The sequence below is a fragment of the Streptomyces rishiriensis genome, from assembly GCF_030815485.1.
GTDB classification, from domain to species: Bacteria; Actinomycetota; Actinomycetes; order Streptomycetales; family Streptomycetaceae; genus Streptomyces; species Streptomyces rishiriensis_A.
In genome coordinates, this window is sequence record NZ_JAUSWV010000002.1 from 5,102,381 (window position 1) to 5,116,793 (window position 14,413).

Consider the following 14,413-nt stretch of genomic DNA (forward strand, 5'->3'; position numbering starts at 1 on the left):
ACACACCCGACCGCGTGGGTCGGAGGACGAAGTGAACGGACCATCTGGTTCCAGAGCGTTAGAAGAGACAGGACTACTGAGTAGCCATGGCGGGACAGAAGATCCGCATCCGGCTCAAGGCCTACGACCACGAGGTCATCGACTCCTCGGCGAAGAAGATCGTCGAGACGGTGACGCGCACTGGTGCGTCGGTCGCGGGCCCGGTGCCGCTGCCCACTGAGAAGAACGTGTACTGCGTCATCAAGTCGCCGCACAAGTACAAGGACTCGCGCGAGCACTTCGAGATGCGCACGCACAAGCGTCTGATCGACATTCTCGACCCGACGCCCAAGACCGTTGACTCTCTGATGCGACTCGACCTCCCGGCCGGTGTCGACATCGAGATCAAGCTCTAGGGGCCGGTGATCTGAAGAATGGCTAAGCAGATCAAGGGCATCCTGGGCGAGAAGCTCGGCATGACGCAGGTGTGGGACGAGAACAACCGTGTTGTTCCGGTCACCGTCGTCAAGGCCAGCCCCAACGTCGTGACCCAGGTCCGTACGAACGACAGTGACGGCTACGAGTCGGTCCAGATCGCTTTCGGCGAGATCGACCCGCGCAAGGTGAACAAGCCCCTCAAGGGCCACTTCGCCAAGGCCGACGTCACCCCCCGTCGCCACCTCGTCGAGATCCGCACCGCGGACGCCTCCGAGTACACGCTCGGCCAGGAGATCACCGCTGAGGTGTTCGAGGCCGGCGTGAAGGTCGACGTGACCGGCAAGAGCAAGGGCAAGGGCTTCGCCGGTGTCATGAAGCGTCACAACTTCAAGGGCCTCGGCGCCGGACACGGCACCCAGCGCAAGCACCGCTCGCCCGGCTCCATCGGTGGCTGCGCCACCCCGGGCCGCGTGTTCAAGGGCCTCCGCATGGCGGGTCGCATGGGCAACGAGCGTGTCACCACCCAGAACCTGACCGTCCACGCCGTTGACGCGGAGAAGGGTCTGCTGCTCATCAAGGGCGCTGTCCCCGGTCCGAACGGCGGCCTCGTCCTGGTCCGCACCGCGGCCAAGGGGGCCTGAGGTACCGATGAGCACTGTTGACATCCTTTCGCCTGCAGGCGAGAAGACCGGAAGCGTCGAGCTCCCCGCGGAGATCTTCGGCGTGGAGAAGATCAGCATCCCGCTGATCCACCAGGTCGTCGTCGCGCAGAACGCGGCTGCCCGTCAGGGCACGCACAAGACCAAGCGCCGCGGTGAAGTCCGCGGTGGCGGTAAGAAGCCTTACCGTCAGAAGGGCACCGGCCGCGCACGCCAGGGCTCGACCCGCGCGCCGCAGTTCGCCGGCGGTGGCGTCGTCCACGGCCCGCAGCCGCGTGACTACTCGCAGCGGACCCCGAAGAAGATGAAGGCTGCCGCTCTGCGTCACGCCCTCACCGACCGGGCCCGCCACAACCGCATTCACGTCGTCACCGGCGTGATCGAGGGCGAGACCGTTTCCACGAAGGCCGCTCGCACGCTGTTCGGCAAGATCTCGGAGCGCAAGAACCTGCTCCTGGTCGTCGACCGCGCCGACGAGGCCGCGTGGCTGTCCGCCCGCAACCTGCCCCAGGTGCACATCCTGGAGCCGGGCCAGCTGAACACGTACGACGTGATCGTCTCGGACGACGTGGTCTTCACCCAGGCCGCTTTCGAGTCCTTCGTCGCCGGCCCGCAGGCCAACGACACCGAAGGGAGTGACGCCTGATGGCTACGCGTCACCCGAGCATCGCCTCCAAGGCGGCCAAGGTCGCCAAGGCAGCGCGCGTCGCCAAGGCGAAGCGCCACGCCACCGAAGGCAAGAACACCGTCGTCACCGCGCCCAGCAAGGCGTTCACGGACCTCCGTGACGTTCTGCTGAAGCCGGTCGTGTCGGAGAAGAGCTACGCGCTCCTCGACGAGAACAAGTACACGTTCATCGTCGCCCCGAACGCCAACAAGACCCAGATCAAGCAGGCCGTCCAGGCGGTCTTCTCGGTCAAGGTCACCGGGGTCAACACGATCAACCGCATCGGCAAGCGCAAGCGCACGAAGACCGGTTTCGGTCAGCGTGCCGGCACGAAGCGCGCGATCGTGACCCTTGCCGAGGGCGACCGTATCGACATCTTCGGCGGTCCGACCGCCTGAGGGCGGTCCGGATCGTCCGATATCGGACGAGGACTGAATAATGGGAATCCGCAAGTACAAGCCGACTACGCCGGGCCGTCGTGGCTCGAGCGTCGCCGACTTCGTCGAGGTCACGCGGTCCACGCCGGAGAAGTCGCTGGTCCGCCCGCTGCACAGCAAGGGCGGCCGTAACAACGCCGGTCGTGTGACCGTTCGCCACCAGGGTGGCGGACACAAGCGCGCCTACCGAGTGATCGACTTCCGTCGTCACGACAAGGACGGCGTGCCGGCGAAGGTCGCGCACATCGAGTACGACCCCAACCGCACCGCGCGCATCGCGCTGCTGCACTATGCCGACGGCGAGAAGCGCTACATCCTCGCCCCGCGCAACCTGTCGCAGGGCGACCGCGTCGAGAACGGTCCCGGGGCCGACATCAAGCCGGGCAACAACCTGGCGCTCCGCAACATCCCGGTCGGTACCACGATCCACGCGATCGAGATCCGTCCCGGTGGCGGCGCCAAGTTCGCCCGCTCCGCCGGTGCTTCGGTGCAGCTGCTCGCGAAGGAGGGCACGATGGCCCACCTTCGTATGCCGTCCGGTGAGATCCGCCTGGTCGACCAGCGCTGCCGCGCCACGGTCGGCGAGGTCGGCAACGCCGAGCAGAGCAACATCAACTGGGGCAAGGCCGGCCGTAAGCGCTGGCTGGGCGTCCGCCCGACCGTTCGCGGTGTGGCGATGAACCCGGTTGACCACCCCCACGGTGGTGGTGAGGGCAAGACCTCCGGTGGTCGCCACCCGGTCAGCCCCTGGGGTCAGAAGGAGGGTCGTACTCGTTCGCCCAAGAAGGCTTCGAACAAGTACATCGTCCGCCGCCGCAAGACGAACAAGAAGCGCTAGGAGCGGGTTTAGATGCCGCGCAGTCTCAAGAAGGGGCCCTTCGTCGACGGACACCTCGTAAAGAAGGTGGACGCCCAGAACGAAGCCGGTTCCAAGAACGTCATCAAGACCTGGTCCCGTCGCTCGATGATCACCCCGGCCATGCTGGGTCACACGATCGCGGTGCACAACGGCAAGACCCACATTCCGGTGTTTGTCACCGAGTCGATGGTCGGCCACAAGCTCGGCGAGTTCTCGCCGACGCGCACCTTCCGGGGTCACGTCAAGGACGACCGGAAGTCGAAGCGCCGCTAACGCGGGGTGGAATGACCATGACAGACACTGGAAGGACAACCATGGAAGCCAGGGCCCAGGCGCGGTACATCCGCGTCACGCCCATGAAGGCCCGCCGGGTGGTGGACCTTATTCGTGGCATGGACGCCACGGAGGCTCAGGCGGTCCTGCGTTTCGCCCCGCAGGCCGCGAGCGTGCCGGTCGGCAAGGTGCTTGACAGCGCCATCGCCAACGCCGCGCACAACTACGACCACACTGACGCCGACAGCCTCTTCATCTCCGAGGCGTACGTCGACGAGGGTCCGACCCTGAAGCGGTTCCGTCCGCGCGCCCAGGGCCGTGCCTACCGGATCCGCAAGCGGACCAGCCACATCACCGTGGTCGTCAGCAGTAAGGAAGGAACCCGGTAATGGGCCAGAAGGTTAACCCGCATGGGTTCCGGCTCGGCATCACCACGGACTTCAAGTCCCGTTGGTACGCCGACAAGTCTTACAAGGAGTACGTCGGCGAGGACGTCGCCATCCGTCGGATGATGACGTCCGGCATGGAGCGCGCCGGTATCTCGAAGGTGGAGATCGAGCGCACCCGTGACCGGGTTCGCGTCGACATCCACACCGCGCGTCCGGGCATCGTCATCGGCCGCCGCGGCGCCGAGGCCGACCGTATTCGTGGCGACCTGGAGAAGCTGACCAAGAAGCAGGTCCAGCTGAACATCCTCGAGGTCAAGAACCCCGAGGTCGACGCTCAGCTGGTGGCTCAGGCCGTCGCCGAGCAGCTCTCCTCCCGCGTCTCCTTCCGTCGCGCCATGCGTAAGAGCATGCAGTCGGCGATGAAGGCGGGCGCCAAGGGCATCAAGATCCAGTGCGGTGGCCGCCTCGGCGGCGCCGAGATGTCCCGCTCGGAGTTCTACCGCGAGGGCCGTGTGCCCCTGCACACGCTCCGCGCGAACGTGGACTACGGCTTCTTCGAGGCCAAGACGACCTTCGGCCGCATCGGCGTGAAGGTCTGGATCTACAAGGGCGATGTCAAGAACATCGCCGAGGTCCGCGCCGAGAACGCTGCTGCCCGCGCCGGCAACCGCCCGGCCCGTGGTGGCGCTGACCGCCCGGCCCGTGGTGGCCGCGGTGGCGAGCGTGGCGGTCGCGGTCGCAAGCCGCAGCAGGCTCCCGCTGCCGAGGCCCCCAAGGCCGACGCTCCGGCTGCCGCTCCGGCTGAGAGCACCGGAACGGAGGCCTGACCGACATGCTGATCCCCCGTAGGGTCAAGCACCGCAAGCAGCACCACCCGAAGCGCCGTGGTCAGGCCAAGGGCGGTACGACGGTCTCGTTCGGCGAGTACGGCATTCAGGCCCTCACGCCGGCGTACGTGACCAACCGCCAGATCGAGGCGGCCCGTATCGCGATGACCCGCCACATCAAGCGTGGTGGCAAGGTCTGGATCAACATCTACCCGGACCGCCCGCTCACGAAGAAGCCTGCCGAGACCCGCATGGGTTCCGGTAAGGGTTCTCCCGAGTGGTGGATCGCGAACGTGCACCCGGGACGGGTCATGTTCGAGCTGTCCTACCCCAACGAGAAGATCGCCCGTGAGGCCCTCACTCGCGCAGCGCACAAGCTGCCGATGAAGTGCCGGATCGTCAAGCGCGAGGCAGGTGAAGCGTGATGTCGGCCGGTACCAAGGCGTCCGAGCTGCGCGAACTGGGTGACGAGGAGCTTCTCAACAAGCTCCGCGAAGCCAAGGAAGAGCTGTTCAACCTCCGCTTCCAGGCGGCGACGGGTCAGCTCGAGAACCACGGTCGGCTCAAGGCCGTCCGTAAGGACATCGCGCGGATCTACACCCTGATGCGTGAGCGCGAGCTGGGCATCGAGACGGTGGAGAGCGCCTGATGAGCGAGAGCAACGTGACCGAGAACACCACTGAGGCGCGCGGATTCCGCAAGACCCGCGAGGGTCTCGTCGTCAGCGACAAGATGGACAAGACTGTCGTCGTCGCCGTCGAGGACCGCGTGAAGCACGCGCTGTACGGCAAGGTCATCCGCCGTACGAACAAGCTCAAGGCTCACGACGAGCAGAACGCCGCGGGCGTCGGCGACCGTGTCCTCCTCGCGGAGACCCGGCCGCTGTCCGCGACGAAGCGCTGGCGCGTCGTCGAGATCCTCGAGAAGGCCAAGTAGGTAGTTCCCGCAAGGGAACTCCCGTAAGCAGGCCTGCGAGGCATCCCTCGCAGGACAGTTCCGCCAGGCTCCGCAGGGGTCCTCGCCAGAGGCCCCTGCGGGGAACCGGCAGACACACAGGAGATAGACGTGATCCAGCAGGAGTCGCGACTTCGCGTCGCCGACAACACTGGTGCGAAGGAAATCCTTTGCATCCGTGTGCTCGGTGGCTCCGGTCGCCGCTACGCGGGCATCGGTGACGTCATCGTCGCCACCGTCAAGGACGCGATCCCCGGCGGCAACGTGAAGAAGGGTGACGTCATCAAGGCGGTCATCGTTCGCACCGTCAAGGAGCGCCGCCGTCCGGACGGCTCGTACATCCGCTTCGACGAGAACGCCGCTGTCATTCTGAAGAACGACGGCGACCCTCGTGGCACCCGCATCTTCGGCCCGGTCGGCCGGGAGCTGCGCGAGAAGAAGTTCATGAAGATCATCTCGCTGGCTCCGGAGGTGCTGTAAGCATGAAGATCAAGAAGGGCGACCTGGTTCAGGTCATCACCGGCAAGGACAAGGGCAAGCAGGGCAAGGTCATCGCGGCCTTCCCCCGTGAGGACCGCGTCCTGGTCGAGGGTGTCAACCGGGTCAAGAAGCACACCAAGGCCGGCCCGACCGCAAAGGGTTCGCAGGCCGGCGGCATCGTCACGACCGAGGCGCCTGTCCACGTCTCCAACGTCCAGCTGGTCGTTGAGAAGGACGGCAACAAGGTCGTCACGCGTGTGGGTTACCGCTTCGACGACGAGGGCAACAAGATCCGCGTTGCCAAGCGGACGGGTGAGGACATCTGATGGCTACCACCACCACTCCGCGTCTCAAGACGAAGTACCGCGAGGAGATCGCGGGCAAGCTGCGTGAGGAGTTCTCCTACGAGAACGTCATGCAGATTCCCGGCCTCGTCAAGATCGTGGTCAACATGGGTGTGGGCGACGCCGCCCGCGACTCCAAGCTGATCGAGGGCGCCATCCGCGACCTCACCACGATCACCGGTCAGAAGCCGGCCGTCACCAAGGCCCGCAAGTCCATCGCGCAGTTCAAGCTGCGTGAGGGTCAGCCGATCGGTGCCCACGTCACGCTTCGTGGCGACCGCATGTGGGAGTTCCTGGACCGCACCCTGTCGCTCGCGCTCCCGCGCATCCGCGACTTCCGTGGTCTGTCCCCCAAGCAGTTCGACGGCCGTGGCAACTACACCTTCGGTCTCACGGAGCAGGTCATGTTCCACGAGATCGACCAGGACAAGATCGACCGTGTCCGGGGTATGGACATCACCGTGGTCACCACGGCGACCAACGACGCTGAGGGCCGTGCGCTCCTTCGTCACCTCGGCTTCCCCTTCAAGGAGGCGTGAGCGAGATGGCGAAGAAGGCTCTGATCGCAAAGGCTGCTCGTAAGCCCAAGTTCGCTGTGCGTGCGTACAACCGCTGCCAGCGTTGCGGCCGTCCCCACTCCGTGTACCGCAAGTTCGGCCTCTGCCGTGTGTGCCTTCGTGAGATGGCTCACCGCGGCGAGCTGCCGGGCGTGACCAAGAGCTCCTGGTAAACCCCCTTTTTAGGGGTTCCAGAGGCTCTCGGTAAGCAATGGGCGTGTCAGGTGCCCACCTCTTCATGGCTTAGGCTTGGAGGGTTGGGCGCCTGACGGTAGCCCGTACGACTTACTACGCCGTAGGTCCACCGCGCCGCACCCGTCCCGTCTCGGATCGGGGAGAGGGATGGCGCACCAGGAAACCCCGGCGAGAGAGGCCACAGGCCAACTCATGACCATGACTGATCCGATCGCAGACATGCTGACGCGTCTGCGGAACGCGAACTCGGCGTACCACGATTCCGTGACGATGCCGGCGTCCAAGATCAAGTCTCACATCGCGGAGATCCTCCAGCAGGAGGGCTTCATCACGGGCTGGAAGGTCGAGGACGCCGAGGTCGGCAAGAACCTCACCCTCGAGCTCAAGTTCGGCCCGAACCGCGAGCGCTCCATTGCGGGCATCAAGCGGATCTCCAAGCCCGGTCTCCGGGTTTACGCGAAGTCCACCTCCCTGCCCAAGGTGCTTGGCGGCCTCGGCGTGGCGATCATCTCCACGTCGCACGGTCTCCTCACCGACAAGCAGGCCGGCAAGAAGGGCGTAGGCGGAGAAGTTCTCGCCTACGTCTGGTAGCGGAAGGGAACGGAGGAAACAGCTATGTCGCGCATTGGCAAGCTCCCTATCACGGTTCCCGCCGGCGTGGACGTCACCATCGACGGCCAGACGGTTTCGGTCAAGGGCCCCAAGGGCTCGTTGTCCCACACCGTCGTTTCGCCGATCGAGATCGCCAAGGGTGAGGACGGCGTTCTGAACGTCACCCGCCCCAACGACGAGCGTCAGAGCAAGGCCCTGCACGGCCTGTCCCGCACGCTGGTGGCGAACATGATCACCGGCGTGACCCAGGGTTACGTGAAGAAGCTCGAGATCAGTGGTGTCGGTTACCGCGTGACCGCGAAGGGCTCGAACCTCGAGTTCGCGCTCGGTTACAGCCACCCGATCACCGTCGAGGCCCCCGAGGGAATCTCCTTCAAGGTCGAGAACCCCACGCGGTTCTCGGTCGAGGGCATCGACAAGCAGAAGGTCGGCGAGGTTGCGGCCAACATCCGCAAGCTGCGCAAGCCCGACCCGTACAAGGCCAAGGGCGTCAAGTACGAGGGCGAAGTCATCCGCCGCAAGGTCGGAAAGGCGGGTAAGTAAGCCATGGCATACGGACAGAAGATCCTCAAGGGCGACGCTTACAAGCGTGCCGCGATCAAGCGTCGCCACATCCGGATCCGTAAGCACATCTCGGGTACGGCTGAGCGTCCGCGTCTCGTCGTGACGCGCTCCAACCGCCACATCGTGGCCCAGGTCATCGACGACATCAAGGGTCACACCCTGGCGTCGGCGTCGACCCTGGACACGACGATCCGCGGCGGCGAGGGCGACAAGTCCGCGCAGGCCAAGTCGGTCGGCGCCCTGGTCGCCGAGCGCGCCAAGGCCGCCGGTGTCGAGGCTGTCGTATTCGACCGTGGCGGCAACCAGTACGCGGGGCGCATCGCCGCCCTGGCGGACGCCGCCCGCGAAGCCGGACTCAAGTTCTGAGTCGCCCGTCGCGCTAGCGACCTAGGTCGCTGCGTAGCTAGCGGAAAAAGAGAGAGGTAATCCAATGGCTGGACCCCAGCGCCGCGGAAGCGGTGCCGGTGGCGGCGAGCGGCGGGACCGGAAGGGCCGTGACGGTGGCAACGCCGCCGCCGAGAAGACCGCGTACGTTGAGCGCGTCGTCGCGATCAACCGCGTCGCCAAGGTTGTGAAGGGTGGTCGTCGCTTCAGCTTCACCGCGCTGGTCGTGGTGGGCGATGGTGACGGCACCGTCGGTGTCGGTTACGGCAAGGCCAAGGAGGTGCCGGCCGCCATCGCCAAGGGTGTTGAGGAGGCCAAGAAGCACTTCTTCAAGGTCCCCCGTATCCAGGGCACCATCCCGCACCCGATCACGGGCGAGAAGGCCGCGGGCGTCGTCCTGCTCAAGCCTGCTTCCCCCGGTACCGGCGTTATCGCCGGTGGCCCGGTGCGTGCTGTGCTCGAGTGCGCCGGCGTTCACGACATCCTGTCGAAGTCGCTCGGTTCGTCGAACGCGATCAACATCGTGCACGCGACCGTGGCGGCCCTGAAGGGCCTGCAGCGTCCCGAGGAGATCGCGGCCCGCCGCGGTCTGCCCCTCGAGGACGTCGCTCCCGCGGCCCTGCTTCGTGCGCGTGCCGGGGCTGGTGCGTAATGGCCCGCCTCAAGATCACGCAGACGAAGTCGTACATCGGCAGCAAGCAGAACCACCGCGACACGCTGCGTTCGCTCGGGCTCAAGCGCCTGAACGACGTGGTCGTCAAGGAGGACCGCCCCGAGTTCCGCGGAATGGTGCACACCGTCCGCCACCTCGTGACGGTTGAGGAGGTCGACTGATCATGGCGGAGAACAACCCGCTCAAGATCCACAACCTCCGTCCCGCCCCGGGCGCCAAGACCGCCAAGACCCGTGTGGGTCGTGGTGAGGCGTCGAAGGGTAAGACGGCCGGTCGTGGTACCAAGGGCACGAAGGCCCGTTACCAGGTTCCGGAGCGCTTCGAGGGTGGGCAGATGCCCCTCCACATGCGTCTCCCGAAGCTCAAGGGCTTCAGGAACCCGTTCAAGACCGAGTTCCAGGTCGTGAACCTCGACAAGCTGGCGGCGCTGTACCCCGAGGGTGGCGAGGTCACCGTCGAGGGCCTCGTCGCCAAGGGCGCCGTTCGCAAGAACAGCCTCGTCAAGGTCCTCGGCCAGGGCGAGATCTCCGTGGCGCTGCAGGTGACGGTCGACGCCGTCTCCGGCTCCGCCAAGGAGAAGATCACCGCCGCCGGCGGTACCGTCACCGAGCTCGTCTGAACACCACAGGCGCCTCGATGACCTGAGCGATCCCGACCGGGGATACCCCACATATGGGGTATCCCCGGTTGGTCGTTCCTAGGGCGGCACTCTCGCCGGTAAGGTGACCTCCGCTGCCCACTTTCACAAGATGCTTCCCATGGGGCACCTTGAGCGGCAGTCGACCGTTACACATGTCGTTGTCGTTGTCGTTGTTCTTATTGGACCCTCAAGACCGTCACCCTTGACGCAGATGCGTGGGGGTCGCAGGAGGCACCGTGCTCACCGCGTTCGCCCGGGCGTTCAGGACGCCCGACCTGCGCAAGAAGCTGCTCTTCACGCTCGCCATCATCGTCATCTACCGGCTCGGGACACATATTCCGATTCCCGGTGTCGACTACACGTCCGTTCAGCGGTGTGTGGACGAGGCGTCCGGCAACCAGGGCCTCTTCGGTCTGGTCAACATGTTCAGCGGCGGCGCGCTGCTCCAGATCACGATCTTCGCGCTGGGCATCATGCCGTACATCACCGCGAGCATCATCCTTCAGCTGCTGACCGTGGTGATCCCGCGTCTGGAAGCCCTCAAGAAGGAGGGCCAGGCCGGCACCGCGAAGATCACGCAGTACACCCGCTACCTCACCGTGGCGCTCGCCATCCTCCAGGGCACCGGCCTGGTGGCCACCGCCCGCAGCGGCGCCCTGTTCTCCGGTTGCACGGTCGCTTCGAGCATCGTCCCGGACCAGGCGATCTTCACGACCATCACCATGGTCATCTGCATGACCGCCGGTACGGCCATGGTCATGTGGCTCGGTGAGCTCATCACCGACCGCGGTATCGGCAACGGCATGTCGATCCTGATGTTCATCTCGATCGCCGCGACCTTCCCCTCGGCCCTGTGGGCCATCAAGAAGCAGGGCACGCTCGCGGGCGGCTGGATCGAGTTCGGCACCGTCATCCTGGTCGGCCTGGTCATGGTCGGTCTGGTGGTCTTCGTCGAGCAGGCCCAGCGCCGTATCCCGGTGCAGTACGCGAAGCGCATGATCGGCCGCCGGTCCTACGGCGGTACCTCGACGTACATCCCGCTCAAGGTGAACCAGGCCGGTGTGATCCCGGTCATCTTCGCCTCGTCGCTGCTCTACATCCCGGCCCTGGTCGCCCAGTTCTCCAGCGGAACCTCCAGCTGGAAGACCTGGATCGAGACCAACCTGACCAAGGGTGACCACCCGATCTACATCAGCATGTACTTCCTGCTGATCGTTTTCTTCGCGTTCTTCTACGTGGCTATCTCCTTCAACCCCGAGGAAGTAGCCGACAACATGAAGAAGTATGGTGGCTTCATCCCGGGCATCCGGGCTGGCCGACCGACCGCTGAGTACCTCTCCTACGTACTCAACCGGATCACCTGGCCGGGTTCGCTGTATCTGGGTCTGATCGCTCTTGTACCGACGATGGCGTTGGTTGGCTTCGGGGCAAGCCAGAACTTCCCGTTCGGTGGTACCAGCATCCTGATCATCGTGGGTGTCGGTCTCGAGACGGTGAAGCAAATCGAGAGCCAGCTCCAGCAGCGCAATTACGAAGGGTTCCTCCGCTGATGCGTATCGTCCTCGTCGGGCCGCCGGGCGCCGGAAAGGGAACGCAGGCCACACGTCTGGCCGAGAAGCTGCGCGTTCCGCACATCTCCACGGGCGACCTGTTCCGCGCCAACATCAGCCAGCAGACGGAGCTCGGGAAACTCGCGAAGTCCTACATGGACGCCGGCAACCTCGTCCCCGACGAGGTCACCATCGCCATGGCCAAGGACCGCATGGAGCAGCCGGACGCCGAGCGTGGCTTCCTGCTGGACGGCTTCCCGCGCAACGTGTCGCAGGCCGAGGCGCTGGACGAGCTCCTCACCAACGAGGGCATCAAGCTGGACGCGGTACTGGACCTGGAGGCCCCGGAGGAGGAGGTCGTCAAGCGGATCGCCGGCCGGCGCATCTGCCGTAACGACTCCTCGCACGTCTTCCACGTGACGTACAAGAAGGCCGCCGTGGAAGGCGTCTGCGACGTCTGCGGCGGCGAGCTGTACCAGCGGGACGACGACTCCGAGGAGACGGTCCGCACGCGGCTCGAGGTCTACCACACGCAGACCGAGCCGATCATCGACTACTACAAGGCGCAGGGCCTGGTCGTGACCATCGAGGCCATGGGTCCGGTGGAAGAGGTCACCGCCCGTGCGCTGGCGGCACTGAAGCGCGAGGGCGACGACCAGTAGTCGTCGTTCTCCGTACGGCCGTGGAGTCCTCCGGGACACCACGGCCGTACTGTTGTGTACATACGTAACCCGACCGACCTGAGTGACGGAGAGCGCAGGCCCCCCATGGTGCAGATCAAGAGCCCCGAGCAGATCGCCAAGATGCGTGCGGCGGGGCTGGTCGTCGCCGCCATCCACGCGGCCACACGCGAAGCCGCGGTGCCGGGGGCGACGACGAAGGACCTGGACGACGTCGCTCGTAAGGTCCTGGCGGAGAACGGCGCGAAGTCGAACTTCCTCGGCTACGGCGGATTCCCGGCGACGATCTGCACCTCGGTCAACGACGTGGTGGTGCACGGCATCCCCTCCGAAGAGGTCGTCCTCAAGGACGGCGACATCATCTCCATCGACTGCGGCGCGATCGTCGACGGCTGGCACGGCGACGCGGCGTACACGGCGTTCGTCGGCTCGGGGCACGCTCCGGAGCTGGTCGAGCTCTCCCGGGTCACCGAGGAGTCGATGTGGGCCGGCATCGCCGCGATGAAGGCGGGCAGCCGGCTGGTCGACGTCTCCCGCGCGATCGAGACGTACATCCGCCGTCAGCCCAAGCCGGGCGGCGGGCGCTACGGCATCATCGAGGACTACGGCGGCCATGGCATCGGCACCGAGATGCACATGGACCCGCACCTCCTGAACTACGTCGACCGCAGGCGGGGCAAGGGGCCGAAGCTGGTTCCCGGATTCTGCCTGGCCATCGAGCCGATGGTGTCCCTGGGGACCCCGCGGACCGAGGTCCTCGAGGACGACTGGACGGTCATCACGACCGACGGCACGTGGTCCTCGCACTGGGAGCACTCCGTCGCGCTGACCGAGGCGGGTCCGCTGGTGCTGACGGCTGTCGACGGGGGCAAGGCGAAGCTGGCGGAGCACGGTGTGACGGCGGCGCCGGATCCGCTGGGCTGAGGCCGCCCTGCGGAGTGGGCGCCGGGTGACCTGCCCCCGCCGCCCCTTCGCGTCCGTCCCGTCCCCGGGGGCTGTGCTGTGCCCCCGGGCACCCCTTCCGGTCCCCGACGGGCCTCGTCCTCGAACGCCGGACGGGCGGAGCCCGTTGCTTAAGGATCTCCGCCGTTGGGCAGACTTCACGATTCGTGTTTCCGCGGAGCCTGACGTAGACTGACTCGTCGGCTCTCGTGCACTCGCATGTCTGCATGCGCCCCTAGGGGAAACGCAGGGGAGTCGATCAAGGTAGTCGATTCGAAGGGCGAAGCGTGGCCAAGAAGCAAGGTGCCATCGAGATCGAGGGCACTGTCGTCGAGTCTCTTCCGAACGCCATGTTCAAGGTCGAGCTCCAGAACGGCCACCAGGTCCTGGCACACATCAGCGGCAAGATGCGTATGCACTACATCCGTATCCTCCCTGACGACCGGGTCGTGGTGGAGCTGTCTCCGTACGACCTCACGCGTGGCCGGATCGTCTACCGCTACAAGTAGATCTTGCCCAGGCCCTGTGCGCGGTTCCGCGTGCGGGGTGGCCGGCAACTGACCCGGAGAACCTCACATCCCATGAAGGTCAAGCCGAGCGTCAAGAAGATCTGCGACAAGTGCAGGGTGATCCGCCGTCACGGTCGGGTCATGGTCATTTGCGAGAACCCGCGCCACAAGCAGCGCCAGGGCTGATCGCTCAGAGATCACACCCTCTGCATCGACATCGCAGAGACTTCGCGCGACGCGAGCAGTATTTGTTCATACGCAGAGCCCAGACGGGTGCTCCCGTCTGATACCCCCGGCTCGGAGGCCGGGGACCCATTCGTACCTAATCCTCACGAGGAGGCCGGCGGATGGGAGTCGGTGCTGCGGAAGACCTCCGAAGATCAACTGGAGCCATTGAATGGCACGCGTTTCCGGTGTCGACATCCCGCGCGAAAAGCGTGTGGAGGTCGCCCTCACCTACGTGTTCGGCATCGGCCGGACCCTCTCCCAGGAGACGCTGGCAGCGACCGGCGTCGACCCGAACACCCGCGTTCGCGACCTCTCCGAGGAGCAGCTCGTCGCGATCCGCGAGTACGTGGACGCCAACATCAAGACCGAGGGTGACCTCCGTCGCGAGATCCAGGCCGACATCCGCCGCAAGGTCGAGATCGGTAGCTACCAGGGTCTCCGTCACCGTCGTGGTCTGCCTGTCCGCGGTCAGCGCACCAGCACGAACGCTCGTACCCGCAAGGGCCCGCGTCGCGCCATCGCCGGCAAGAAGAAGCCGGGCAAGAAGTAGTCCTCAGCGGACAACGCTTCATC

Annotated in this window: 27 protein-coding genes; all 27 read left to right on the forward strand. The window is 65.6% G+C overall.

Annotated features, from left to right (window positions below; genetic code table 11):
* Positions 1-86: 86 nt before the first annotated feature.
* The 27 genes from rpsJ (at position 87) to rpsM (ending at position 14,390) form a co-directional block, all read left to right on the forward strand.
* Positions 87-395 (forward strand): 30S ribosomal protein S10, encoded by a 309-nt coding sequence (gene rpsJ, locus QF030_RS25275; protein WP_003948644.1) that lies wholly within the window; start codon positions 87-89, stop codon positions 393-395.
* Positions 396-413: 18 nt separating this feature from the next.
* Complete coding sequence (gene rplC / locus QF030_RS25280) at positions 414-1,058, forward strand: 50S ribosomal protein L3 (RefSeq protein WP_020132636.1); 645 nt, start codon at positions 414-416, stop codon at positions 1,056-1,058.
* A 7-nt stretch (positions 1,059-1,065) separates the two neighbouring features.
* A complete protein-coding gene (gene rplD / locus QF030_RS25285) occupies positions 1,066-1,722 on the forward strand; it encodes a 50S ribosomal protein L4 (RefSeq protein WP_307164914.1) in 657 nt (218 codons plus the stop codon).
* Positions 1,722-2,141, forward strand: a complete 420-nt coding sequence (gene rplW / locus QF030_RS25290; protein ID WP_020132634.1) for a 50S ribosomal protein L23 — start codon at positions 1,722-1,724, stop codon at positions 2,139-2,141. The genes rplD and rplW overlap by 1 nt, the downstream gene beginning before the upstream one ends.
* A 40-nt stretch (positions 2,142-2,181) precedes the next feature.
* Positions 2,182-3,018 (forward strand): 50S ribosomal protein L2, encoded by an 837-nt coding sequence (rplB, locus tag QF030_RS25295; RefSeq protein ID WP_020132633.1) that lies wholly within the window; start codon positions 2,182-2,184, stop codon positions 3,016-3,018.
* A 12-nt stretch (positions 3,019-3,030) separates the two neighbouring features.
* On the forward strand, positions 3,031-3,312 hold the full coding sequence (gene rpsS / locus QF030_RS25300; protein ID WP_307164915.1) for a 30S ribosomal protein S19: 282 nt from the start codon (positions 3,031-3,033) through the stop codon (positions 3,310-3,312).
* Positions 3,313-3,353: 41 nt separating this feature from the next.
* Entirely contained in the window at positions 3,354-3,701 is a 348-nt protein-coding gene (gene rplV, locus QF030_RS25305) for a 50S ribosomal protein L22 (protein ID WP_003974262.1), read from the forward strand.
* Complete coding sequence (gene rpsC / locus QF030_RS25310) at positions 3,701-4,528, forward strand: 30S ribosomal protein S3 (protein ID WP_020132630.1); 828 nt, start codon at positions 3,701-3,703, stop codon at positions 4,526-4,528. Before rplV ends, rpsC begins: the two co-directional genes overlap by 1 nt.
* Before the next feature lie 5 nt (positions 4,529-4,533).
* Positions 4,534-4,953 (forward strand): 50S ribosomal protein L16, encoded by a 420-nt coding sequence (gene rplP, locus QF030_RS25315; RefSeq protein ID WP_006140905.1) that lies wholly within the window; start codon positions 4,534-4,536, stop codon positions 4,951-4,953.
* Positions 4,953-5,177: a 50S ribosomal protein L29 gene (gene rpmC / locus QF030_RS25320; protein WP_005481220.1), complete on the forward strand. Its 225-nt coding sequence runs from the start codon at positions 4,953-4,955 to the stop codon at positions 5,175-5,177. The genes rplP and rpmC overlap by 1 nt, the downstream gene beginning before the upstream one ends.
* Positions 5,177-5,464 (forward strand): 30S ribosomal protein S17, encoded by a 288-nt coding sequence (gene rpsQ, locus QF030_RS25325; RefSeq protein WP_057602880.1) that lies wholly within the window; start codon positions 5,177-5,179, stop codon positions 5,462-5,464. The genes rpmC and rpsQ overlap by 1 nt, the downstream gene beginning before the upstream one ends.
* 129 nt (positions 5,465-5,593) lie before the next feature.
* Complete coding sequence (rplN, locus tag QF030_RS25330) at positions 5,594-5,962, forward strand: 50S ribosomal protein L14 (protein ID WP_003992364.1); 369 nt, start codon at positions 5,594-5,596, stop codon at positions 5,960-5,962.
* 2 nt (positions 5,963-5,964) lie between these two features.
* Positions 5,965-6,288: a 50S ribosomal protein L24 gene (gene rplX / locus QF030_RS25335; protein ID WP_006376030.1), complete on the forward strand. Its 324-nt coding sequence runs from the start codon at positions 5,965-5,967 to the stop codon at positions 6,286-6,288.
* The gene (rplE, locus tag QF030_RS25340) at positions 6,288-6,845 is read left to right on the forward strand and encodes a 50S ribosomal protein L5 (protein WP_030788262.1); all 558 of its coding nucleotides are present in this window, start codon (positions 6,288-6,290) and stop codon (positions 6,843-6,845) included. The genes rplX and rplE overlap by 1 nt, the downstream gene beginning before the upstream one ends.
* Before the next feature lie 5 nt (positions 6,846-6,850).
* Positions 6,851-7,036: a type Z 30S ribosomal protein S14 gene (locus QF030_RS25345; protein WP_030890724.1), complete on the forward strand. Its 186-nt coding sequence runs from the start codon at positions 6,851-6,853 to the stop codon at positions 7,034-7,036.
* Between the two features lie 214 nt (positions 7,037-7,250).
* Positions 7,251-7,649 (forward strand): 30S ribosomal protein S8, encoded by a 399-nt coding sequence (rpsH, locus tag QF030_RS25350; RefSeq protein ID WP_030788259.1) that lies wholly within the window; start codon positions 7,251-7,253, stop codon positions 7,647-7,649.
* A 24-nt stretch (positions 7,650-7,673) separates the two neighbouring features.
* Positions 7,674-8,213: a 50S ribosomal protein L6 gene (rplF, locus tag QF030_RS25355; protein WP_307164916.1), complete on the forward strand. Its 540-nt coding sequence runs from the start codon at positions 7,674-7,676 to the stop codon at positions 8,211-8,213.
* Positions 8,214-8,216: 3 nt separating this feature from the next.
* Positions 8,217-8,600, forward strand: coding sequence for a 50S ribosomal protein L18 (rplR, locus tag QF030_RS25360; RefSeq protein WP_020132625.1), 384 nt, complete (start codon positions 8,217-8,219; stop codon positions 8,598-8,600).
* A gap of 64 nt (positions 8,601-8,664) precedes the next feature.
* The gene (rpsE, locus tag QF030_RS25365) at positions 8,665-9,270 is read left to right on the forward strand and encodes a 30S ribosomal protein S5 (protein WP_307164917.1); all 606 of its coding nucleotides are present in this window, start codon (positions 8,665-8,667) and stop codon (positions 9,268-9,270) included.
* Complete coding sequence (gene rpmD, locus QF030_RS25370; RefSeq protein WP_005313525.1) at positions 9,270-9,452, forward strand: 50S ribosomal protein L30; 183 nt, start codon at positions 9,270-9,272, stop codon at positions 9,450-9,452. The genes rpsE and rpmD overlap by 1 nt, the downstream gene beginning before the upstream one ends.
* Positions 9,453-9,454: 2 nt before the next feature.
* Entirely contained in the window at positions 9,455-9,910 is a 456-nt protein-coding gene (rplO, locus tag QF030_RS25375; protein ID WP_307164918.1) for a 50S ribosomal protein L15, read from the forward strand.
* A gap of 257 nt (positions 9,911-10,167) precedes the next feature.
* On the forward strand, positions 10,168-11,481 hold the full coding sequence (secY, locus tag QF030_RS25380) for a preprotein translocase subunit SecY (RefSeq protein WP_307164919.1): 1,314 nt from the start codon (positions 10,168-10,170) through the stop codon (positions 11,479-11,481).
* Positions 11,481-12,143, forward strand: a complete 663-nt coding sequence (locus QF030_RS25385; RefSeq protein ID WP_307164920.1) for an adenylate kinase — start codon at positions 11,481-11,483, stop codon at positions 12,141-12,143. The genes secY and QF030_RS25385 overlap by 1 nt, the downstream gene beginning before the upstream one ends.
* Before the next feature lie 105 nt (positions 12,144-12,248).
* Positions 12,249-13,085 (forward strand): type I methionyl aminopeptidase, encoded by an 837-nt coding sequence (map, locus tag QF030_RS25390; protein ID WP_307164921.1) that lies wholly within the window; start codon positions 12,249-12,251, stop codon positions 13,083-13,085.
* Positions 13,086-13,390: 305 nt separating this feature from the next.
* On the forward strand, positions 13,391-13,612 hold the full coding sequence (gene infA, locus QF030_RS25395; RefSeq protein ID WP_003948620.1) for a translation initiation factor IF-1: 222 nt from the start codon (positions 13,391-13,393) through the stop codon (positions 13,610-13,612).
* A gap of 72 nt (positions 13,613-13,684) precedes the next feature.
* Complete coding sequence (gene rpmJ / locus QF030_RS25400; protein WP_003998809.1) at positions 13,685-13,798, forward strand: 50S ribosomal protein L36; 114 nt, start codon at positions 13,685-13,687, stop codon at positions 13,796-13,798.
* A 211-nt stretch (positions 13,799-14,009) separates the two neighbouring features.
* On the forward strand, positions 14,010-14,390 hold the full coding sequence (gene rpsM / locus QF030_RS25405; RefSeq protein WP_307164922.1) for a 30S ribosomal protein S13: 381 nt from the start codon (positions 14,010-14,012) through the stop codon (positions 14,388-14,390).
* The last annotated feature ends 23 nt before the right edge of the window (positions 14,391-14,413 follow it).